General features: G+C 70.8%; 19 protein-coding genes, 2 pseudogenes and 1 other annotated feature. Of the genes and pseudogenes, 10 read left to right on the forward strand and 11 right to left on the reverse strand.

Annotated elements, in window-relative coordinates:
- The first annotated feature begins 125 nt into the window (after positions 1-125).
- Positions 126-482, forward strand: a complete 357-nt coding sequence (locus LPC08_RS21075; RefSeq protein WP_230450197.1) for a DUF6525 family protein — start codon at positions 126-128, stop codon at positions 480-482.
- Positions 483-599: 117 nt separating this feature from the next.
- On the opposite strand, the gene LPC08_RS21080 is transcribed toward LPC08_RS21075, so the two are convergent.
- The 4 genes from LPC08_RS21080 to LPC08_RS21095 form a co-directional block, all read right to left on the reverse strand.
- Positions 600-773, reverse strand: a complete 174-nt coding sequence (locus LPC08_RS21080; RefSeq protein ID WP_230450198.1) for a hypothetical protein — start codon at positions 771-773, stop codon at positions 600-602.
- 827 nt (positions 774-1,600) lie between these two features.
- Positions 1,601-2,311 (reverse strand): response regulator, encoded by a 711-nt coding sequence (locus LPC08_RS21085; protein ID WP_230450199.1) that lies wholly within the window; start codon positions 2,309-2,311, stop codon positions 1,601-1,603.
- The gene (locus LPC08_RS21090) at positions 2,308-5,010 is read right to left on the reverse strand and encodes an ATP-binding protein (protein WP_230450200.1); all 2,703 of its coding nucleotides are present in this window, start codon (positions 5,008-5,010) and stop codon (positions 2,308-2,310) included. The genes LPC08_RS21085 and LPC08_RS21090 overlap by 4 nt, the downstream gene beginning before the upstream one ends.
- A 52-nt stretch (positions 5,011-5,062) precedes the next feature.
- Positions 5,063-5,272: a hypothetical protein gene (locus LPC08_RS21095; RefSeq protein WP_230450201.1), complete on the reverse strand. Its 210-nt coding sequence runs from the start codon at positions 5,270-5,272 to the stop codon at positions 5,063-5,065.
- 412 nt (positions 5,273-5,684) lie between these two features.
- Between LPC08_RS21095 and kdpF the strand changes: the two genes are divergently transcribed.
- From kdpF to LPC08_RS21120, 6 genes are all read left to right on the forward strand, one after another.
- Positions 5,685-5,771 (forward strand): K(+)-transporting ATPase subunit F, encoded by an 87-nt coding sequence (gene kdpF / locus LPC08_RS26320; protein WP_370643361.1) that lies wholly within the window; start codon positions 5,685-5,687, stop codon positions 5,769-5,771.
- A gap of 4 nt (positions 5,772-5,775) precedes the next feature.
- Positions 5,776-7,473 (forward strand): potassium-transporting ATPase subunit KdpA, encoded by a 1,698-nt coding sequence (gene kdpA / locus LPC08_RS21100; RefSeq protein WP_230450202.1) that lies wholly within the window; start codon positions 5,776-5,778, stop codon positions 7,471-7,473.
- 11 nt (positions 7,474-7,484) lie between these two features.
- Positions 7,485-9,539, forward strand: a complete 2,055-nt coding sequence (kdpB, locus tag LPC08_RS21105; RefSeq protein ID WP_304622037.1) for a potassium-transporting ATPase subunit KdpB — start codon at positions 7,485-7,487, stop codon at positions 9,537-9,539.
- 3 nt (positions 9,540-9,542) lie between these two features.
- Positions 9,543-10,127, forward strand: coding sequence for a potassium-transporting ATPase subunit KdpC (gene kdpC, locus LPC08_RS21110; RefSeq protein WP_230450203.1), 585 nt, complete (start codon positions 9,543-9,545; stop codon positions 10,125-10,127).
- A 131-nt stretch (positions 10,128-10,258) separates the two neighbouring features.
- Positions 10,259-10,441 carry a hypothetical protein gene (locus LPC08_RS21115; RefSeq protein ID WP_230450204.1) on the forward strand — a complete coding sequence of 61 codons (183 nt, stop codon included), beginning with the start codon at positions 10,259-10,261 and terminating at the stop codon, positions 10,439-10,441.
- 47 nt (positions 10,442-10,488) lie between these two features.
- Positions 10,489-11,723 (forward strand): IS3 family transposase gene (locus LPC08_RS21120; protein ID WP_230449651.1). Its coding sequence is split into 2 segments (ribosomal slippage): positions 10,489-10,783 and positions 10,783-11,723, totalling 1,236 coding nucleotides; the frame shifts between segments, so codons are not numbered across the junction.
- Positions 10,776-10,892 (forward strand) — a sequence feature (AL1L pseudoknot). (Overlaps the previous gene by 117 nt.)
- A gap of 177 nt (positions 11,724-11,900) precedes the next feature.
- Here LPC08_RS21120 and LPC08_RS26325 read toward each other — a convergent pair.
- The 7 genes and pseudogenes from LPC08_RS26325 to LPC08_RS21150 form a co-directional block, all read right to left on the reverse strand.
- A pseudogene (locus LPC08_RS26325) lies at positions 11,901-12,074 on the reverse strand (integrase core domain-containing protein); the annotation flags it as partial.
- Positions 12,070-12,285: pseudogene (locus tag LPC08_RS21125) on the reverse strand (transposase); the annotation flags it as partial. The pseudogenes LPC08_RS26325 and LPC08_RS21125, both read right to left, overlap by 5 nt.
- A 342-nt stretch (positions 12,286-12,627) precedes the next feature.
- The gene (locus tag LPC08_RS21130; protein ID WP_230450205.1) at positions 12,628-13,542 is read right to left on the reverse strand and encodes a MurR/RpiR family transcriptional regulator; all 915 of its coding nucleotides are present in this window, start codon (positions 13,540-13,542) and stop codon (positions 12,628-12,630) included.
- A gap of 15 nt (positions 13,543-13,557) precedes the next feature.
- A complete protein-coding gene (locus tag LPC08_RS21135) occupies positions 13,558-14,940 on the reverse strand; it encodes an aspartate aminotransferase family protein (protein WP_230450206.1) in 1,383 nt (460 codons plus the stop codon).
- A gap of 19 nt (positions 14,941-14,959) precedes the next feature.
- On the reverse strand, positions 14,960-15,709 hold the full coding sequence (locus tag LPC08_RS21140) for an SDR family oxidoreductase (RefSeq protein ID WP_230450207.1): 750 nt from the start codon (positions 15,707-15,709) through the stop codon (positions 14,960-14,962).
- Between the two features lie 10 nt (positions 15,710-15,719).
- Positions 15,720-17,171 (reverse strand): dihydropyrimidinase, encoded by a 1,452-nt coding sequence (gene hydA / locus LPC08_RS21145; protein ID WP_230450208.1) that lies wholly within the window; start codon positions 17,169-17,171, stop codon positions 15,720-15,722.
- A 5-nt stretch (positions 17,172-17,176) separates the two neighbouring features.
- Positions 17,177-17,836: an aspartate/glutamate racemase family protein gene (locus LPC08_RS21150; protein ID WP_230450209.1), complete on the reverse strand. Its 660-nt coding sequence runs from the start codon at positions 17,834-17,836 to the stop codon at positions 17,177-17,179.
- Positions 17,837-18,026: 190 nt separating this feature from the next.
- Here LPC08_RS21150 and LPC08_RS21155 point away from each other — a divergent pair, with 190 nt between their 5' ends.
- The 3 genes from LPC08_RS21155 to LPC08_RS21165 are packed head-to-tail and all read left to right on the forward strand — an operon-like array spanning position 18,027 to position 20,604.
- Positions 18,027-18,980, forward strand: a complete 954-nt coding sequence (locus LPC08_RS21155) for an N-carbamoyl-D-amino-acid hydrolase (RefSeq protein WP_230450210.1) — start codon at positions 18,027-18,029, stop codon at positions 18,978-18,980.
- Positions 18,981-19,021: 41 nt separating this feature from the next.
- On the forward strand, positions 19,022-19,855 hold the full coding sequence (locus LPC08_RS21160) for a transporter substrate-binding domain-containing protein (RefSeq protein WP_230450211.1): 834 nt from the start codon (positions 19,022-19,024) through the stop codon (positions 19,853-19,855).
- An 8-nt stretch (positions 19,856-19,863) separates the two neighbouring features.
- On the forward strand, positions 19,864-20,604 hold the full coding sequence (locus LPC08_RS21165; RefSeq protein WP_230450212.1) for an amino acid ABC transporter ATP-binding protein: 741 nt from the start codon (positions 19,864-19,866) through the stop codon (positions 20,602-20,604).
- The last annotated feature ends 4 nt before the right edge of the window (positions 20,605-20,608 follow it).

The raw sequence follows: 20,608 nt of genomic DNA on the forward strand, positions 1-20,608 counted from the left end.
GGCGCTGATACGGACGATGCTGCTGAACCACATCCTCGCCAACTGTGAGGGCCGGCGCGTCGCCGTCATCGTCAACCATGGCTTCGCCTGCCGGACCCCTTCCCCGCCTGGGGCCAGGGGGCGGCGTGAGCGGCAACGACACCACCGCGCGCGACGCCGTCTGGCGCCGTTGGGTCGGGGACGAATGGGCCGCCTATGACGACTTGCCGCCCGCGGTGCGACAGCGGATGCAGGACCACGCCTATGATCCCTGGGCGGTGAACGCGCGGCTGCTCTGGCGGGAGTTCCGTCAGCGGCTCGCCTCCTCGGCCAGGGCGGAGCGGCGGCTGCTGCGCCACCTGGAGCGCTGCGAGGCGCTGGAGCGGGCGGCCTTCGACGCGGCCCACCGCGCCGCGCACGGCACGCCGCTGCCGCATGTCGCGGCGGGCGTCTCCGTCCTGCGGGCCGACGAGCGGCAGGACGTCCGTCCGTCCCGGCGGTAGACGCGACGCCAGAGCCGGGTTGGCGCGCTCCGGGAGAGAACAGCTCTTCCTCCCGGGCCAGCGCGAGAAAGCTTGGCACAATAGGTCGACATCGGTCGACGGGTCCGGCCGCCCGTATCAGGCGGCGCCCAGCGCGACCTGCCGCGCCGCCGCCTTGTCGGCCATGGCCCTGCCATGCATGACGAGCAGCACGGCGCTGCCGCGCTCGGCGGAAACCTCGCGCAGCGTCCGGCGCGGCGCGAAGGTTGCGACCGGGTCCTGGTAGAGCTTCTGGTAGCGCGTGCGCGCCACGCCCAGGCGAACAGCTCCTCGATCACCACCGCGCCCTCCACCAGCAGAGCGAAGTTCACCGCGAGATAGGCGACGAGCGGCACGGCCGCGTTGCGCGGCACGTGCCGCTCGTCGCCTGGGCCTGGGTCAGGCCCTTCAGGCGCGCGAAGGCGAAGAAGGGGGAGCGGGTGGCGGCGACCACGCCGTCGCGCGCGATGCGCGGAGGCGGCCGCCAGCACCAACCCGAGCGAGGCGGCCGGCAGCAGCAGGTTGGACCAGTCGTCGAAGCCCGCCGCCGGCAGCCAGCTCAGTGTCGCCGCGAAGGCCACCATCAGCAGCAGGCCGAGCACGAAGCTCAGCACCGCGCGCAGAGCGGCGGCCGCGACCATGCCTGCGCGGTCCGCGACACCGCCGGGCCACAGCCCCGCCAGCGCGCCCAGCAGCGGCCCGAGCACCAGCGCGAAGCCCAGCGCGCCCAGCGACAGGATCAGCGTCGCCCCAAGCTGGTAGCCGATTTCCTCCCAGACGGGGGCGCCGCTGACCAGCGACACGCCGAGATTGCCCGTCGGCGTCAGGCCGATCCAATCGAGGAGCTGGACCAGCGCCGGGCGGTCCAGTCGTGTCAGCCGCGCATCGCGCTGGCTGCCGTCGAAGCTCTCCCCAGAGCCATGTTCCCAGGATGTGCCGGGGTCGATGAACGCCGTCCTCGCAGCCGGGCCGGCGCGGCGGCGGATCGGGTGAGAGCGGGCCTGCGTCCCCCCGCGCCTCAGCAGAGGGCGCGGCTGTCATGGTAGGGCGATGTCGAACGGAGCGGCCGCGTATGACACCCGCATCCGCGCGCGACGACGTTACTCCCGGGACAGACGGTAGCCGACGCCTGGCTCGGTGCGGATCAGCCCCGCCGACGAACCCAGCTTCTGGCGCAGGTGACCGATGTAGACGCGCAGGTACTGGGCGTCCTCCGCATGTCCCGGCCCCCATACCGCATCAAGGAGCTGGCGCTGGGTAACGACGCGCCCTGCCCCTCCCCGCGTCAGGGCGACGAGGAGATCCCATTCGCGCGGCGTCAGGCGCAGCGGCGAGCCGTCCAGCGTCGCCGTCCGCGCCGCGAGATCCATGGCGAGCGGACCGATCTGAAACGCTACCGCCGGCGGGTCCTGCCCCGCCGCGGCCGCCGCGCGGCGCAGGGCGGCACGCAGCCGCGCCAGCAGCTCGGAGAGCGCGAAGGGCTTCTCCACATAGTCGTCGGCGCCGGCATCCAGCGCCGCCACCTTGGCCCGCTCCCCGCCTCGCGCCGAAAGCACGATGATGGGTGCGGCGGTGAAGGCCCGCAGGCGCGGGATGACCGCCTGCCCGTCGAGGTCCGGTAGCCCGAGATCGAGCAGCACGGCGGCCGGGGAATGGGTGGTCGCGAGGCGCAGGCCCGCCGCGGCGTCGTCCGCCCGCACCGGCTCGTAGCCGGAGGCGGTGAGCGCCGGTGCGAGGAAGCGATGGATCTGGGGCTCGTCGTCGACCACGAGGATGCGCGGCACCCCCGGGCCGGGGGATGCGCCGCTCACGCGGGGAAGCGCACGGCGATGCGCGTCCCCTGTCCGTCGCGGATCGGGCTCTCCGCCGCGATCGTCCCGCCCATGGCGCGGACGAGGCCGCGGGCGATGGCGAGGCCCAGGCCGCTGCCCGCCGCGACGCGGTCGGTGCGGGAGGCCCGGAAGAACGGGTCGAAGATGTGCGCCAGCTCCTCCCGCGGGATGCCCGGCCCGTCATCCTCGATCGAGACGACGACGCTGGCGCCCTCGCGCCGCGCCGCCACAGCGACGGCCCCGGCCGGGCCGGAGAACTTCAGCGCGTTGTCCAGCAGGTTGGAGAGGATTTGGTCGAACAGCACCGGGTCCAGGGAGGGCGCGGGGAGGTGGGGGTCGAGCCGCCGTTCCACCGCCCGGCCGGTCGCCTGCGCCGCGCGTCCGGCCACCGCGTCGATGGCGGCGGGCAGGTCCAGCGGCTCGCGCCGCAGCGCCACATGCCCGCTCTCGAGGCGCACCATGTCGAGGATGTTGGTGGCGAAGCGGCCGAGGCGCGCGGTCTCCTCCTCGGCGGCCAGCAGGAGGTCGGCACGCGCCTCAGGCGGCAGGGAATCCCCCATCGTCCGCAGCGTCTCCAGCGAGCCGCGGATGCCGGTCAGCGGGGTGCGCAGGTCGTGGCCGAGGGAGGTGAGCAGGGTCGTGCGCAGCGTATCCGCCTCCGCCCGTGCCGCGCCGCGCGCCCGCTCCTCCATCAGCTCGGCGCGCTCCAGCGCGACGGCGGCTTGGTCCAGCAGCGCGTCCAGCGCGCGCTCCCGCTCCGCGTCCAGCGGCTCGACGCGGTCGGCAAAGCGCAGGGCGACGAGGCCCGCGACACCGCCCTGCGTGAGCAGCGGCTGGAACTGCCAGGCGATGTTGGGCAACGTATCCGTGCTCCAGCCGGTCACGCGGCCCTTCGCGTAGGCCCAGCGCGCCGCGGCCATGGCGGCGTCGTCCGGCTCCGCGCCGGCCGGGGCGCTGGCGCGGGGGAGGAGGTCGGCGTCGTCCGGCCGGCGCCCGCGCGGCAGGCCGAGGCCCGGCAGATCCTCGCCCGAGAGCGGCATCAGGACGCAGACGGGGCAGCCGGCGATGCGCTGCGCCTCCTCGGCGATGAGGGACAGCAGGGCGGGGCGGTCCATCGGCGCTCCCAGGCGCCGGCTGAACTCCGCCAGCCGGCGCAGGCCGAGGATGCGCGCCTGCGCGGCGCGGACGGACCGCCCGAGCCGCCCGGTGGTGCCGGCGAGCAGCAGGGCGACGAGGCCGAAGACGATCGCCCCCAGGATCTCCTGCGGGCCATCGATCGTCAGCGTGTAGCGCGGCGCGATGAAGAGGTAGTTCCATAGCAGGAAGGACAGCACCGCCGCGGCGAGCCCGTGCGCCGGCCCCGAGGCGACGGCCGCGGCCACGGTCGCGGCGAGGTAGACCATGCCGAGCGAGCCCTCCGTCACCCGCTCGTCGAGCGCCAGGTTGACCCCCGTGGCCAGCAGGGCGAGGACGGGCACGGCGACCCAGTCGAGCCAGCGGGGGAAGGCGCGTGCGGCCGGCGGGGCCAGGGGCCGCCCCGCGGCGGCCGGGTTGGGAACCAGGTGCAGCGCGAAGTCGGAAGCCCGGCGCAGCAGGGTGGCGGAGAGGGTGCGCCCGGTCAGGCGGCGCCAGAGGCTCGGGCGGCCGCGGCCGATGACGAGGTGGGTGACGTTGCGCGCCCGCGCTGCGGCGAGGATGGCACGCGGCAGGTCGGTGTCCACCACCGTTTCCGTCTCCGCGCCCAGCCCTTCGGCCAGGCGCAGCGCGGGGCCGGGGTCGCCGCCCGCCGCCCCGGGCCGTTCGACATGCAGGGCGACCAGCGGCGCGCGCAGGGCGTCGGCGATACGGCGGGCCTGGCGCACCGCGGCCTCGGCCGAGGCCTCGCCGCCGACCAGCACCATCACGCGCTCCCCGGCCGGCCAGGGACCCGCGATGGCGTTGGCGCGCATGTAGCCGGTGACGTCGGCATCGACCCGCTCTGCCGTGCGCCGCAGCGCCATCTCGCGCAGCGCGGCGAGGTTGCCCTCGCGGAAGAAGCTCTTCATCGCCCGCTGCGCTTGGTCAGGGCGGTAGATCTTGCCCTGGCGCATCCGCTCCAGCAGCTCGGCGGGGGGGATGTCGATCAGCTCCACCGCGTCGGCACCAGCCAGCACGTGGTCGGGCACCGTCTCGGCCACGCGCACGCCGGTGATACGCGCGACGGCGTCGGACAGGCTCTCCAGGTGCTGCACGTTCATCGCCGTCCAGACCTCGATCCCGGCGGCGCGCAGCTCCTCCACGTCCTGCCAGCGCTTGGGATGGCGGCTGCCGGGGGCATTGGTATGGGGCAGCTCGTCCACCACGAGGATGCCGGGGTGGCGGAGGAGGGCCGCGTCGAGGTCGAACTCTTCCAGCATCCGCCCGCGGTGTTCCATCCGGACGCGGGGCAGGAACTCCAGCCCCGCCACCTGCGCCGCCGTCTCCGAGCGGCCATGGGTCTCGACCAGCCCGACGACGATGTCGGCACCGCCGAGCGCGCGCCGCCGGGCCTCTGTCAGCATCTCGTAGGTCTTGCCCACGCCCGGGGCCGCGCCGAGGAACACCTTCAGCCGGCCGCGGCCCTCGCGCGCCGCGGCGGCGAGCAGGGCGTCCGGATCAGGGCGCGCGGGGTCCCGCGACGCATTGGCCGGTGGCGTCACGGGCCGCGCCGCAGCGGCGGGGGCCGGCCAGCGCGGTGGCCGGTTCCGGTGCTCAGCGATCGCGGCGCGGATCGGTGAGGACGCCGATCGTAAGGCCGAGGAGGCCGATGGCCACGGCCACGCCGAGCCACAGCGGGGCCAGGACCGGTTCCGACGTCGCCGGCGTGCAAAGCCCCAGGGCAAGCGATCCGACGAAACTCCACAGCAGGAACATGACGGCCGAGACGGCCTTCGCCCACCGCGATCCGAGGCGGCGCGCCATGCGGAATGTTCCACGACGCCTCGACCTGCGCACGGGCGAGGCGAAACGTGCAGGCAAGGGCAGGGGAAGGCGCGAGATGGCGGCTGACATGCGGCTGTGCTCCCGTCGTCATACCCTCCGTGATCTGGCCGGAATGGCGTAAAATCGCGATCATGATCTCGCGCTCCTGGCATAAAATCCCCGTAAAATCTGCCGCCGGAGCGACAGCGTCGCATATTTTTATGCGAGTTTTATGGGGACCGCCTGGACCACGAATGGCTTCTTTACGCGCTCTTCCCGATTGATCTCCCCGGTGCCGGCCACACGCCGGCCGGAGAGTTCCATGCTCGACCTTGCCCTCATTGCCCTCGGTCTCGGCGGCTTCGCGCTGATGGCCGCCTATGTCGCCGGGTGCGACCGGGTCTGACGCGCCATGCTCGACCTCATCCTCGGCGGCGCCGTGGGCGCCGGCCTGCTGGCCTACCTGCTATGGGCGCTGCTGCGTCCGGAAAGCCTGTGATCCCATGACCCTCATCGGTTGGGCGCAGATCGCGCTCGTCCTCCTCCTCGCCGTGGCGATCGCCGTGCCGCTCGGCCGCCACATCGCCGCCGTGCTGGACGGCCGCGTCGCCTGGCTGCGCCCCGTGGAGGCCGCCTTCCATCGGCTGGGCGGCATAGATCCCGGCCGCGGGCAGGACTGGAAGGGCTATGCCCTCGCCATGCTCGCCGCCAACGCGGCGGGCTTCCTGCTGCTCTTCGCCATCCTGCGCCTGCAGGGGGTGCTGCCGCTGAACCCGCGCGGTTTCGACGGCATGTCGCCCTGGCTCGCCTTCAACACGGCCGTCAGCTTCGTCACCAACACAAACTGGCAGGCCTATTCGGGCGAGGCCGCAGCCTCCTACCTGTCGCAGATGGCCGGCTTCACCGTGCAGAACTTCCTCTCGGCCGCCACGGGCATCGCGCTGGCCGCCGCCGTGTCGCGCGCCTTCGCGCGCGGCGGCGTGCGGGAGCTGGGGAATTTCTGGACCGACTTCATCCGCGTGAACCTCTACGTGCTGCTGCCGATGAGCCTCGTCCTCGGCGCCGCCTTCGTCGCGCTCGGCATGCCGCAGACCTTCGCGGACTACGCGACGGCCACGACGCTGGAGGGCGCGGAGCAGATCATCGCGCTCGGCCCCGTCGCCTTCCAGGTCGCCATCAAGCACCTGGGCACCAATGGCGGCGGCTTCTTCGGCGTGAACGCGGCGCATCCCTTCGAGGGGCCGGACGCGATCGCCACGTCGCTGCAGATCATGGCCCAGCAGGTCATTCCCTTCGCCCTCTGCCTGACCTTCGGCCGCATCGTCGGCGACATCCGCCAGGGCCGCGCGCTGCTGGCGGTGATGGTCGGCTTCATCCTCCTGGCCACGGGCGTCATCTACGCCGCCGAGGCCGCGGGCAACCCGCTGCTGACCGCGCTGGGCGTCGATCCCGGCCTGGGCAACATGGAGGGCAAGGAGGTCCGCTTCGGCCTGCCGCTCGTCGCCCTCTTCGCCGCGACCACCACCGGCGCCTCCTGCGGCGCGGTGAACGCGATGTTCGACAGCTTCATGCCGCTCGGGGGCATGGTCCCGCTCTTCCTCATCCAGCTCGGCGAGGTGCTGCCGGGCGGCGTCGGCTCGGGGCTCTACGGCATGCTCGTCTTCGCGTTGCTGGCGGTCTTCGTCGCCGGGTTGATGGTCGGGCGCACGCCGGAATACCTGGGCAAGAAGGTCCAGGCGCGCGAGATCAAGCTCGCCATGCTGGCGGTGCTGATCCTGCCCACCGTCATCCTCGGCTTCACCGCGGTCGCGGTGGTGCTGCCCGCGGCGGCGGCCTCGATCCAGGATGCCGGACCGCACGGGCTTAGCGAGATGCTCTACGCCTATAGCTCGGCGGCCGGGAACAACGGTTCGGCCTTCGGCGGCCTCACCACGGATACACCGTGGATGAACGTCACCCTCGGCCTCGCGATGCTGCTGGGGCGCTTCGCCTACGTCGTGCCGGTGATGGCCATTGCGGGATCCTTGGCGGCCAAGGCGAAGGCCCCCGAGAGCGCGGGCACCTTCCCCACCCACGGCCCGCTCTTCGCCGGGCTGCTGGCCGGCGTGATCCTCATCCTCGGCGGGCTGCAGTTCCTGCCCTCCCTCTCCCTGGGTCCGATCGCCGAGCATTTCACCCTGCTCGCCGGCAAGACCTTCTGAGGCATACCATCATGCTCGATACCACCACCGGCGCCGCGCGCGGCGTCCGGCCGTCCATGCTGGACCCGGCCCTCCTGCCGCGGGCCATGGGCGACGCGTTCCGCAAGCTGAACCCCGCGACGCTGCTGCGGAACCCCGTGATCTTCGTGACCGAGGTGGTCTCCATCCTGGTCACCCTGCTCGCCGCCCGGGCCGCCTTCCTGGGCGAGCCCTGGGCCTTCCAGGCGGGCATCGCGGTCTGGCTCTGGTTCACCGTGCTCTTCGCGACCTTCGCGGAGGCGGTGGCCGAGGGCCGCGGCCGGGCGCGCGCCGAGAGCCTGCGCCAGGCCCGCACGGAGACCCAGGCCAAGTGGCTGGCGCGCCCCGACGACTGCGCCGCTTGGCAGCCCCGCAGCGCCACGGAGCTGCGCATTGGCGACCACGTCCTGGTCGAGCCCGGCGACCTGATCCCATCGGACGGGGAGGTGGTCCAGGGCATCGCCTCCGTGAACGAGGCGGCCGTGACCGGCGAGAGCGCGCCCGTGATCCGCGAATCGGGCGGCGACCGCAGCGCCGTGACGGGCGGCACCCTGGTCGTCTCCGATTGGATCGTCGTCCGGATCACCGCGGCGCCCGGCTCGACCTTCATCGACCGCATGATCGCCCTCGTCGAGGGCGCCTCCCGCCAGAAGACGCCGAACGAGATCGCACTCGACATCCTGCTCGTGGGCATGACGATCATCTTCCTGATCGCCGTGGCCTCCGTGGTGGGGCTGGCGAGCTGGAACGGCCAACCTCCCTCGGTGCCCGTCCTGGCGGCGCTGCTGGTGACGCTGATCCCCACGACCATCGGCGGGCTGCTCTCGGCGGTCGGCATCGCCGGCATGGACCGCCTCGTACGCTTCAACGTCATGGCGACCTCCGGCCGCGCGGTGGAGGCGGCGGGCGACGTGGACGTGCTGCTGCTGGACAAGACGGGCACCATCACCCTGGGCAACCGCCAGGCGGCCGCCTTCAATCCGCTGCCCGGCGTGGCGGAACAGGATCTGGCCGAGGCCGCCGTGCTGTCCTCCCTTGCGGACGAGACGCCGGAGGGCCGCTCGGTGATAGCCTTCGCGCGGGACCGCCACGGCATCGCCCCGCCCGTGCTGCCGGCCGGCGCCAAGGTGGTGCCCTTCACGGCTCAGACCCGCATCTCCGGCATCGACCTGCCGGAAGGACAGTACCGCAAGGGCGCGGCCGACAGCCTGATCCGGGCCACCGGCGGCGAGGCCCCGGCCGCGCTGCGCGAGGCGGTGGAGCGCATCGCCCGCGGCGGCGGCACGCCGTTGGTCGTCGCGAAGGACGGTCGGCTGCTGGGCGCGATCGAGCTGAAGGACTTGGTCAAGCCCGGCATCCGCGACCGCTTCGTCCAGCTTCGCGCTATGGGCATCCGCACGGTGATGGTGACGGGCGACAACCGCCTGACGGCGGCCGCCATCGCCGCCGAGGCGGGGGTGGACGACTTCATCGCCGAGGCGACGCCGCAGGACAAGCTGGACTACATCCGCCGCGCCCAGGGAGAAGGGCGGCTGGTCGCCATGGCCGGGGACGGCACCAACGACGCGCCGGCGCTGGCCCAGGCCGATGTTGGAGTCGCCATGCAGACGGGCACCCAGGCGGCGCGGGAGGCGGGCAACATGGTCGACCTCGACAGCGATCCCACCAAGCTCATCGAGGTGGTGGAGATCGGCAAGGGGCTGCTGATCACCCGCGGCGCGCTGACCACCTTCTCCATCGCCAACGACGTGGCGAAGTACTTCGCCATCCTGCCGGCGATCTTCGTCACCCAGTACCCGGAACTCCAGGCGCTGAACGTCATGCGCCTCGCCAGCCCCGAGAGCGCCATCCTGTCGGCGGTGATCTTCAACGCGCTGATCATCGTGGCCCTGGTGCCGCTGGCGCTGCGCGGCGTGCGCTACACGCCCAGCGGCGCGGCGGCGGTGCTGCGGCGCAATCTGCTGATCTACGGCCTCGGCGGCCTCGTCGCCCCGTTCCTCGGCATCAAGGTCATCGACGTCCTCCTCCAGCTTCTCGGGATCGCCTGAGCCATGTCCCTGCTTCGCCCCGCCGCGACCGTCGTCGTTGGCTTCACCCTCCTGCTCGGCCTCGCGGTGCCGGCCGCCTTTACCGGGATCGCCGGCGTCGCCCTGCCGTCCCAGGCCGGCGGCTCTCTGATCGAGCGTGATGGGCGCGTGATCGGCTCCGCCCTCATCGGCCAGACCTTCACGGAGGCGCGCTACTTCCATCCGCGCCCTTCCGCGACGTCTGCGGCCGACCCGCAGGACGGCAGCAAGACGGTCGATGCCCCCTACAACGCCGCCGCCTCCGCCGCCTCGCAGCGCGGCCCGACCAGCCAGATGCTGATCGACACAGTGCAGGAGCGGATGGCGGAGTCCGGCCCGGCCCCGGTGCCGGCCGACGCGGTCACCGCCTCCGGCTCCGGGCTCGATCCGGACATCAGCCCGGAGAACGCCGCCCGCCAGGTGGCCCGCGTCGCGGCGGCCCGCGCCATTCCGGTGGAGCGCGTGCGCGCGCTGGTCGCAGCGAACACGGTGGCGCCGGCGCTCGGCTTCCTCGGTGCGCCGCGGGTGAACGTGCTCAGCCTCAACCTTGCGCTTGACGCGACACGCTGATGGCCTCGCCCCAGGAGAAAGGGGGAATACAGGTGCTATTTCGCGCTGGTGCTGCTGCTCGCCTGCGGCCTCGTGGCAGCTTACATCCAGCACCAGGCAGCCGGCGGCCCCCAGCTCCGGGCGACGCGCTGATGCTCCTCTGCCTGCGCCATCCCGTCTGCCTGGACGTCCGGCACATGGCGCGGAGCGAGGTCCATCGCGGCCTCACCGACGGGCTGTCGCCCGATCAGTGGCGCCAGATGGACGCGCTCACGACGCGCCGAGGGGAGACGAGCCAGAGCTCGCTCGCGTGGCTGCGAGGAATGCCGGAGTGAACCGCGCCGGGTTTGGCGGAGGCTCCAACCGTTGAGAGGATGGAGCGATGACGGCGAAGAAGACGGCGGCGAGCTACTCGCCTGAGGTTCGGGAGCGGTCGGTGCGGCTGGTGCTGGACGGCGCCGGGGAGCATGGCTCGCAATGGGCGGCGATTGGCTCGATCGCGGCGAAGATCGGCTGCACGGCGGAGACGCTGCGTCGCTGGGTCCGGCAGGCCGAGCGTGACCGCGGCAAGCGTGCCGGGCCCACGAGCGAGGATCGGGATCGCATCAAGGCGCTGGAGCGGGAGAACCGCGAGCTGCGCCAGGCGAACGAGATCCTGCGCAAGGCATCAGCGTATTTTGCCCTGGCGGAGCTCGACCGCCGGTCGAAGCCATGATCGCCTTCATCGACGATCATCGGGGCGTGTACGGGGTCGAGTCGATCTGCCGGGTTCTGCCGATCGCCCCGTCCACCTACCACGCCCATGCCGCGCGCCGCGCCGATCCCACTCTGGGCTCGGCCAGGTCGCAGCGGGACAGCATGCTGCGGGCGGAGGTGCGGCGGGTCCACGCCGAGAACTTCGGCGTCTACGGCGTGCGGAAGGTCTGGCGCCAGCTCGGCCGCGAGGGGACGTCGGTCGCCCGCTGCACGGTGGCGCGGCTGATGCGCCAGATGGGCCTGCGCGGCGTGGTGCGTGGCAAGGAGACCAGGACGACGGTGCCCGACAAGGGCGCGCCATGCCCGGCCGACCGGGTAAACCGGCAGTTCCTGGCGCCGCGGCCGAACCTGCTCTGGGTGTCGGACTTCACCTACGTCGCGACCTGGCAGGGCTTCGTCTACGTCGCCTTCGTCATCGACACCTTCGCGCGGCGGATCGTCGGCTGGCGGGTGTCGCGCACCTCCCATGCTGGCTTCGTCCTGGATGCCCTGGAGCAGGCGCTGCATGACCGGCGGCCTGTCCAGGGCATGGGGCTGATCCATCACAGCGATCGCGGGGTCCAATACGTGTCTATCCGCTACACCGAGCGCCTGGCGGAAGCGGGCATCGAGCCGTCGGTCGGCAGCGTCGGCGACAGCTACGACAACGCGCTGGCCGAGAGCGTCATCGGCCTGTTCAAGACCGAGGTCATTCGGCGCCGCGGCCCGTGGCGCAGCCTGGAGGGCGTCGAGTTCGCCACCCTCGAATGGGTGGACTGGTTCAACAACCGCCGCCTCCTCGAGCCGATCGGAAACATCCCGCCCGCCGAGGCGGAGGCGCGCTACTATGCCGCCCAGGAGGCCATAGCCCTGGCGGCCTGACTCACGCCAAACAGCCTCCGCCAAACCCGGCGCGGTTCAGAGGCCACCAGGCCGTCCGCCTGTTCGGCCTGATCGAACGTCTCTGACAGATCCGGGCCGTCTACGCCCGCGTCGGCGTCCTGTGCGAGATGAACCACGCCGCATTGACCAGCCCCCACGAGGGGTCCGGGCGGATTTTTAGTGTCGGATGGGGATGGTCGGGCCTGATCCGGAGGGTAGGCGTCTTGCTGGAGTTGGTAGGCTCGACGTCAGGAGCACTTCTGGCGCGGGGGGTTGGTAGCGGAGTGAGGAGTGCGGGCGGACGGCGTTGTAGTGCTTCCGCCAACCCTCGATGAGGACCTTCGCCTCGGCGAAGCCTGCCGTTCTCCTGTTCCAGCAGCTTCAGCCGTTTTACCTGATCCAGCTTCAGCCCACCGTACTCGCTGCGCCAGCGGTAGTAGGTCTGCTCCGTCTCCCCGATCACACGCGCGGCTTCGACCGCCGACTTCCCCTGCGCCAGCAGCACCTCGACCTGGCGCAGATTCGCCACGATCTCCTCTGGCTTTTGGTGCTTCCTTGCCATCCCGATACCCTCCACGGCTCCGCCGGACTCACATTACCAAGGGCCCGTTTCTAAGGGGGCGGGTCACTCGCGGTGCAGGAAGATCTGCCGCGTCGCGGGCGTACCGATGGAGCGCAGCTCCAGCGCGAAGCGGATGGTCTCGATGTTCACCAGGATACGCCTGTTGTCGCACATCTAGACCAGCACCGGAACGATGGTGCCAACCAGCGCGATCGCCCGGGTGCGGAACACGCCGTTGCTATCCTCGGAGCGCTGCTCGCCGAGTTAGCTGACCAGCATCTTGTGCAGCGTGTCGGCACTGCCCGAGGCGACGAGCAGGTTGAGGGCCAGCAGGTCAATCCGCTACCTCTTCGGGCTGCGACTCCTCGTCGGAGCGATGAAGGAATGTTCATCACCGTCGATGGGGATATCCGCTATGCGGAGATCGAAGTTTCCCCTGGCCTTGAACGACCTGAGGACCTTTCTGCGGTTCACAACAAGCAGCTCCGATAGCAGTGCATTGAGGATGCCCATCGCGCCTGTCAGGGAGTTTCCGAAGAAGCCGCTCCTCGTGGGCGTGCTGAAATAGATGTCCGCCAGGGCTGCCAGCGGGGAGAGACCCGAGTCGGTCACGACGATCGTCCTCGCCTCGTACCTCCTTGCAATCCTTAGCGCCCCCTCCACGATGCGCGAATACCGAGGGAAGCTCATCGCAAGAAGGACGTCGGACCGCCCAATGCCCGCCATCTGATCGAGGCGAACGCCCCTGGCAGGATCGACCAGGATGGGATGGTCCAGGATATGCTGCAGGTGGAAGACCAGCGTGTCGGCGAGGCCGAACACGCTGCGCATACCGATGACATAGACGCGCCGCGCCTCCACGAGCATCGCTACCGCCGCCTTCATCTGGGCGGGGTCAAGGCGTTCCAGCGTGTCCCGCAGATTCTCTGCATCCATCTCCAGGGACCGGCGTGCCGCACTGGCGCCACGCGAGAGGGACGGCATGGCAGCGATCCGCCCCGTCTGGTTCAGGTATTGCCGCACCTGATCCTGCAGGTCGCGCCGCAGCGCCGGGAAACCCGCATAGCCGATGGCCTGGGCGAAGCGCACCACCGTCGACTCGCTGACCCCAAGCATCTCCGCCAGGCGGCCCGCCGTCAGCAGGGCTGCCTCCGCCGGCTGCGAGATGATCAGGTTGGCCACGGCGCGACCCGCTTCGCCCAGATGCTCGGCACCGAGGCTGATCCGACGCTCCATGTCCGGCGGAAGTTGGCGCATGATATCCTGCAGCGTCTAGGCCACGTCGCCCGCCTCGCGCATCAGGCGGATGCTCTGCCGCATGGCCTCCAACGTCCGGTCGAGCTCCGCCTCTCCATGCGCGGCCGAGGCCGGTCCGCCCGGCCAGGGGGACAGGTCCACCCCGTTCAGCCGCATGGCCAAGCGGAAGCGCGTCACCACCGGATTCCCCCGCGGTATCTTCAGGTCGGCATAGCCCAGGGACAACGGATCGAAGGTCCTCGGGTCGATCGCCAGGCCCAGGGGGTTGGTGAAGACATGCAAGCCCGTACTGCTGCCATAGGCCGCCCATGGCAAGCCCGCCTCGGCCAGGACCTCCGTTGCCCCGGCACGCAGCCTGGCGGCATAGGCATGGGTCCGTTCCAAGGCATCCGTGTCGCGCAGGATCTCAAGCGTCGCGATCCCGGCGGCGGCGCTGAGGGGGTTGGCGTTGTAGGTGCCCTGGTGGCCGATCTTCTCCACGCCGTGCGCCGGGGCACGGAGGGGATCGAGCAGCTCCAGCACGTCACGGCGGCCGACCACCGCGCCGCCGGGCAGGCCGCCCGCCATGATCTTGGCCAGGGTAGCGAGATCGGGGGTGATGGCCAGGGCCTCCTGCGCCCCGCCCCGCGCCACGCGGAACCCGGTCACCACCTCGTCGAAGATCAGGAGGATGCCACGCCGCGCCGTCTCCGCCCGCATCGCGGCCACGAAGTCGCGGGACAGCGGCACCTGCCCGTAGCTCGACCCGGTGGGCTCCAGGATGGCCGCCGCGATCTCCCCATCATGCGCATCGAGAGTCGCGAGGAGACCCGGCAGGTCGTTGGGGTCCGACAGCACGACGTTCCCGGCCAGCTCCGGCAGCACGCCCGGCGTCGGGCTGCCCTCGAAGTGGTTCGTCACGCCGAACGCCACATGGTCGTGCCAACCGTGGAAATGGCCGCGCAGGCGGAGGATGCGGTGCCGGCCCGTGGCGGCGCGAGCGAGGCGCAGCGCCATCAGCGTGGCCTCAGTGCCGGAGTTGGTGAAGCGCACCAGCTCGGCGCAGGGCACCATGTCTCGGATCAGCTCGCCCCAGCGCAGCTCCAGCTCATGGCTGGCGCCGTAATGGGTGCCCCGCGCCACCTGCTCGTCGACGCGGGCCACCATGTCGGGATGGGCGTGGCCCAGGATCAGGGAGCCGTGACCGCCGACATAGTCGACATACTCGTGACCGTCCGCATCCCACTTCCGCGCTCCGGCGGCACGGACCACGCTCAGCGGATGGGGCAGCATGTAGCGGCTGTCATGCGTCACGCCGCCCGGGAAGACCCCGCAGGCCCGCTCATAGGCCGCGGCCGAGGCAGGCGTGCGCGCGACATAGGCGGCCAAGATGGGAGAGTTCGACGCCTGGATGCTCATCGGTCCGATCCGCCTGGTCTCAATGGCTGAAGCGCCGCGTGCCGCCATCCACATGGATGACCTGGCCCGTGATGTAGCGCGCGCGCGGCGAGCAGAGGAGGGCGACCAGCACCGCGAGGTCTTCCGGCTCGCCCAGATAGCCGACCGGGATGTCCGCCAGGGCCTTCCGGTGGACCTCCGCATCGGCCATCAGGCGCCGGTCCACCTGCTCCGAATGGATTCGGCCCGGCGCCACGCAGTTGACGGTGATGCCCTCGGGCCCGAGGTGACGCGACATCGCCTTGGCCCAGATGTGGACGGCGCCGTTCGGCGCATTGGCCGCGTTGACCTCGCGCGGCTCGTCCTGGCCGGTGAGGCAGACGATGCGGCCGTAGCGGCGCGCGCGCATCCCGGGGATGATGGCGTGCGAGAGGCGCCGCCCCGCCTCGAAGTTCAGCAGCATGGCCTCGGTCCAGGCGTCGTCGCTGCCGAGATCGGCCTGCGGCCGGCTGCCGCCGGCATTGTTGACGAGGATGTCACAGCACCCGAAGCGCCCTTCCATGGCCGTGCGCACGCGCTCCGGAGCCCCCGGCGCGATGATGTCCTCCTCGATCACCAGGGCTTCCGCGCCGGGCGGCAGCTCCGCCGCGAGGGCGTCGAGCCGGTCGCGCCGCCTGGCGAGGATGCCGAGCCGGCAGCCCTCCGCGGCCAGGAGCCGCGCGATGCCGACGCCGAGCCCGGCCGAGGCGCCGGTGACGAGGGCGACCTGTCCCTCCAAACGCAGATCCATCTCGGTCTCCTCAGCCTGTCGTGGCGAAGGGGTCGAAGCCCGTGGGGAAGACGCCCCTGGGCTGCATGGCCGGATAGGGCCCGCGCGCCAGGAAGCGGCCGAAGCCAGGCTCCACGCGGCGGGCGCCGTCCTGCACCACGACCGTCCCGCGGACCAGCGTGGTCATCGGCCAACCCGTCACCTCCATCCCCTCATAGGGCGTGTAGTCCACGGCGTGGTGCAGCTCGGCATTGGCGATGCGGCGCCTGCAGCCGGGGTCCCAGATCGCCAGGTCGGCATCCATGCCGATCGCGATGGATCCCTTGCGGGGGTACAGCCCGAAGAGCTTGGCGGGGTTCGTCGCGGTCACCGCCACGAACTGCTGCAGGTCGATCCGCCCCTTCACGACGCCTTCCGAGAACAGGAGCGGCAGGCGCGTCTCCAGCCCCGGCACGCCGTTCGCCACCTTGGAGAAGGGGGCATGCGCCCCGAAGGCCTGCTTGCCGTCCGCCCCGCCGAAGCGCGTGGGCGCGTGGTCCGAGGAGACCACGCCCAGCACGCCGTCGCGGAGCGCCTGCCACAGCGCTTCCTGATCGGCCGGCTCCCGCAGCGCCGGGCTGCAGATCGCCTTCGCCCCCTCGAAGCCCTCGCCTTGCAGCGCCTCTGCCGTCAGCACGAGGTACTGCGGGCAGGTCTCCGCATGAATCTTCAGCCCGCGCTCCTGCGCCCGGCGGATCTCGGAAATGCCCTGGGCGCTGCTGACGTGGAAGATCTGGATCGGCTGGTCCAGAAGCTCGGCGAGCATGATGATGCGGTGGATGGCCTCCCGCTCCACCAGGGGCGGCTTGCTCACGGCGTGATAGGGCGGCGTGGTGAGTCCCGCGGCTTCCAGCCGGGTGGTCATCCAGCGGATGGCGTCGTGGTTCTCCGCATGGACCGTGACGAAGGCGGCGTGCTCACGCGCCGCGGCGAGCACCTCCAGCACCTGCCGGTCGTCCAGCCGGCTGGCCTCGTAGGTCATGAAGATCTTGATCGACCGGTGCCCCTCCGCGATCAGTGCCGGCAACTCCCCAAGCACCGCGGGGGTCGGGTCCGTGACAATCAGGTGGAAGCTGTAGTCGAGGACGGACTGCCGCGCCGTCTCCTGATAGGCACGCAGCTCCGGCGTCAGGGAGCCTCCCTTGAACTGCGGCGAGAAGCAGATGACGCTCGTCGTTCCGCCGAACGCCGCCGAGGTGGTCGCGCTCTCGAAGGTATCCGCGCTGACGACGGGCGTGCCGCGCTTCGGCTGCGCGATGTGGCAGTGGCTGTCGATCCCCCCGGGCAGCACCAGCAGCCCCCCGGCATCGATCTCGGTGGCGCCGGGGGACAGCCCGCGCCCGATGGCCGCGATGGCACCATTGAGGATGCCGATATCGGCCTGCATGGTATCCGCTGCGGTAACGACGGTGCCGCCGCGGATCACGGTGTCGAATCTCTGCATGGGGTCTAGCCTGCCTGGGAACGGAGGATGCCGGCGGCCATGGCGACGGCCGCCTGGGTCGGCTCGACGACCGGTACCCCGATGTTGGAGGCGAGGGCGGCGCGATAGGCCGCCATGCCGGCGCAACCGGTGATCACGGCCTGGGCACCCATGGCAACGAGCGCGGCACCGGCGTTGCACAGGCTGTCCAACGTCCGGGCGGGATCATCCGCGAGCCCGACCACCGGGATGCCCGCCGCCACGCTCCCGGCGAAGCGGTCGGTCAGGCCGAGCTCGCGCAGGTAGCGAGCGAGCCGAGGGCGCGAGGCCTCGACGACCGAGATGACGCCGAAGCGGTCTGCGAGAGACATGGCGGTGTAGAAGGAGCATTCCCCCATGCCGAAGACGGGACGCCGCGTCGCCTCCCGCATGGCGAGCAGTCCGGGATCCCCGAAGCACGCGACCACGAAGGCATCGGTCTGCCCTTCCTCGCGCCGGATCAGGGCCTGCATCGGCGGCACCACTTCGGCCTTGTGGGTGTGCGACGCGATTCCCGGCGGCCCCTCCGAAAGGGTGACGCAATCGACGGCAACATGCCCATCCCTTTGGCCGTCGACAGCGTCGCTCAGGGCGGCGGTGATGTGGACGCTGGAATTGGGATTCACCACAAGGATTCGCCGTCGCATCACCCCTCCACCCAACGGAACGCGCCGCCGGCAGCCAGACCTGCGGGCGTGCAGGATTTCTACCTTCGTGAATCCGCACACGCAACCTATCCTGCACGGATTCGGGCATCCTGGCATGGCAATTGCCAATCGGTGCCGGCAGATCAGAAGCGCAATGCCCACCGGCGCAATCCGCGAAGGAACCAACAGCATGGCAAGAAAGGTCCGCGTCGCCGCCGCCCAGATGGGTCCGGTCGCCCGCGCGCACAGCAGGGCGGAGGTGGTGGAACGCCTGCTGGCTATGCTGCGCAAGGCCCATGGCTTCGGCGCCGAGCTTGTCGTCTATCCGGAGATGGCGCTGACCACCTTCTTCCCGCGCTGGGTCTTCGACGATCCTGACGAGGCGGATGCCTTCTGCGAGGCGGCGATGCCCAACCCGGACGTCCAGCCGCTGTTCGACGAGGCCGCACGCCTCGGCATCGGCTTCTATCTCGGATATGCCGAGCTGACCGAGCAGGCGGGCAGGAAGAAGCGCTTCAACACCGCCATCCTCGTCGGCAAGGACGGCACAATCGTCGGCAAGTACCGGAAGATCCACCTTCCAGGGCGCAAGGAGGCCGACCCGACGGGCTGCGCCGGAAACTTCGAGAAGCGCTACTACGAGGTCGGAGATCTGGGCTTCCCGGTCTTTCGCGCCTTCGGGGGCGTGATGGGCATGGCCATCTGCAACGACCGGCGCTGGCCGGAAACCTACCGGGCCATGAGCCTCCAGGGCGCGGAGCTCATCATGCTCGGCTACAACACAGGCAGCGTGCGACGGACCATGGTGGGAAATCACCAGGTCCAGGAGCCTGCGCACCTGTCCTCCTTCCACAACCACCTGGTGATGCAGGCCGGCGCCTATCAGAACTGTTGCTGGGTCGTCGGGGTGGCCAAGGCAGGCATGGAGGAAGGCGTCGAGTTCATGGGCGGCAGCTGCATCATCGCGCCGACCGGCGACATCGTCGCCCAGGCGGTGACCACGGGGGACGAGGTGGTGGTCGCAGACTGCGACCTCGATCTCAGCCTCCACAACCGCCGCACGACGTTCAACTTCGAGGCCAACCGGCAGATCGAGCATTACGGCCTGATCACGGAGCGCCGCGGCGTGATCGTCGCGGTCTGAGATCGCCGGGAACCATCCGCAGAGCGAGAGGAAGAACCCAGATGCGACGCCTGTTCCTTGCCTTGGTGCTGGTCGCGGCACCGACCGGATTCGCCGCCGCCCAGGAGCCGCTGCGGGTCGGCGTGGACGGCACCTTCGCGCCGCATGCCTTTCCCCGCCTCGAAGGCGGCGTGCAGGGCTTCAACATCGACCTCGTCAACGAGATCGGGCGCCGTCTCGGCCGGCCCGTGACCATCGACGCCGTCGCCTTCTCCGGCCTGATCCCGGCGCTGAACGCCGGCCGCTACGACTTCCTCGGTGCACCGACCAGCCCGACCCCGGAGCGCCTCGCGAACCTGCTCTTCACCGAGGGCTATCTCTACAGCGACTACCAGTTCGCCATCCGCCGTGGCTCCCAGCCGATCACCTCCCTCGACGAACTGCGGGGCAAGGCGATCGCCGTGAACAAGGGCTCGAACTACGATGCCTGGGCGCAGGCCAATGCCGAGCGCTATGGCTTCACCGTGCAGACCTTCGACAGCCAGCCGGACGCCGTGCAGGCGGTCTTCACGGGCAGGGCCTATGCCAACCTCGCCGGAAACACGGTGATCCGATACGCCGCCACGCGCATCCGGCAACTGCAGCCGGACTACGTCATTCCCGGTACGCGGATCGAATGGGCCTTTCCCCTTCGCAAGGATAATGTCGCCCTGCGCAACCAGATCGAAGGCGCGCTGGAATGCATGAAGCAGGACGGCACGGTCGCCCGCATCTCCGAGAAATGGTTCGGGACGGCTCCCAGTCCGGACTCGCTCGAGCGGACGGTCAGCCCCGGCTACGGCCTGCCCGACCGCCCCGGCCACGACCCGGCGCCCCACGAACTCCGCTGTCCCTGACGACGGCCATGGCCCATCCCCTGATCGACGCACGCGCCGTCTGGAAGCGCTTCGGGACGCTGGACGTGCTGAAAGGGATCGACCTGACGGTGCGGGAGAGGGAGCTCGTCTTCATCATCGGCCCGTCGGGCTCGGGGAAGAGCACCCTGCTGCGCTGCCTGAACCGCCTGGAGGAGCCGGACAGCGGCTCCATCCAGGTGGACGGCATCGAGATCCTGAACAAGCGGGCGGATGTGAACCGTATCCGCCGCCGGATCGGCATGGTCTTCCAGTCCTTCAACCTGTATCCGCACATGACGGCGCTGGGCAACGTGACCCTCGCGCTGCGCCACGTCCTGCGCCGGTCGCGCGTGGAGGCGGAGGCCGCCGGCATGGAGGCGCTGGCCCGCGTCGGGCTTGCCGACCGGGCGGGGCACCTGCCGTCCCAGCTTTCGGGCGGGCAGCAGCAGCGCGTCGCCATCGCGCGCGCCATCGCCCTGCAGCCACGCGTCATGCTCTTCGACGAGCCGACCAGCGCCCTGGACCCCGAGCTCGTCGGCAGCGTGCTGCAAGTGATGCGGGAATTGCGGGAGAGCGGGATGACGATGGTGGTGGTGAGCCACGAGATGGCCTTCGCCAGGGCCGCGGCCGACCGCGTGGTCTTCATGGCGGATGGCGAGAAGCTGGAGGAAGGCCCGCCGACGGAGATCTTCGGAGCCCCGCGCCACCCCCGCACCCAGAGCTTCATCCGACAGATCGGCCGGCATTGACCCG

It is taken from the genome of Roseomonas sp. OT10 (assembly GCF_020991085.1).
GTDB classification, from domain to species: Bacteria; Pseudomonadota; Alphaproteobacteria; order Acetobacterales; family Acetobacteraceae; genus Roseomonas; species Roseomonas cutis.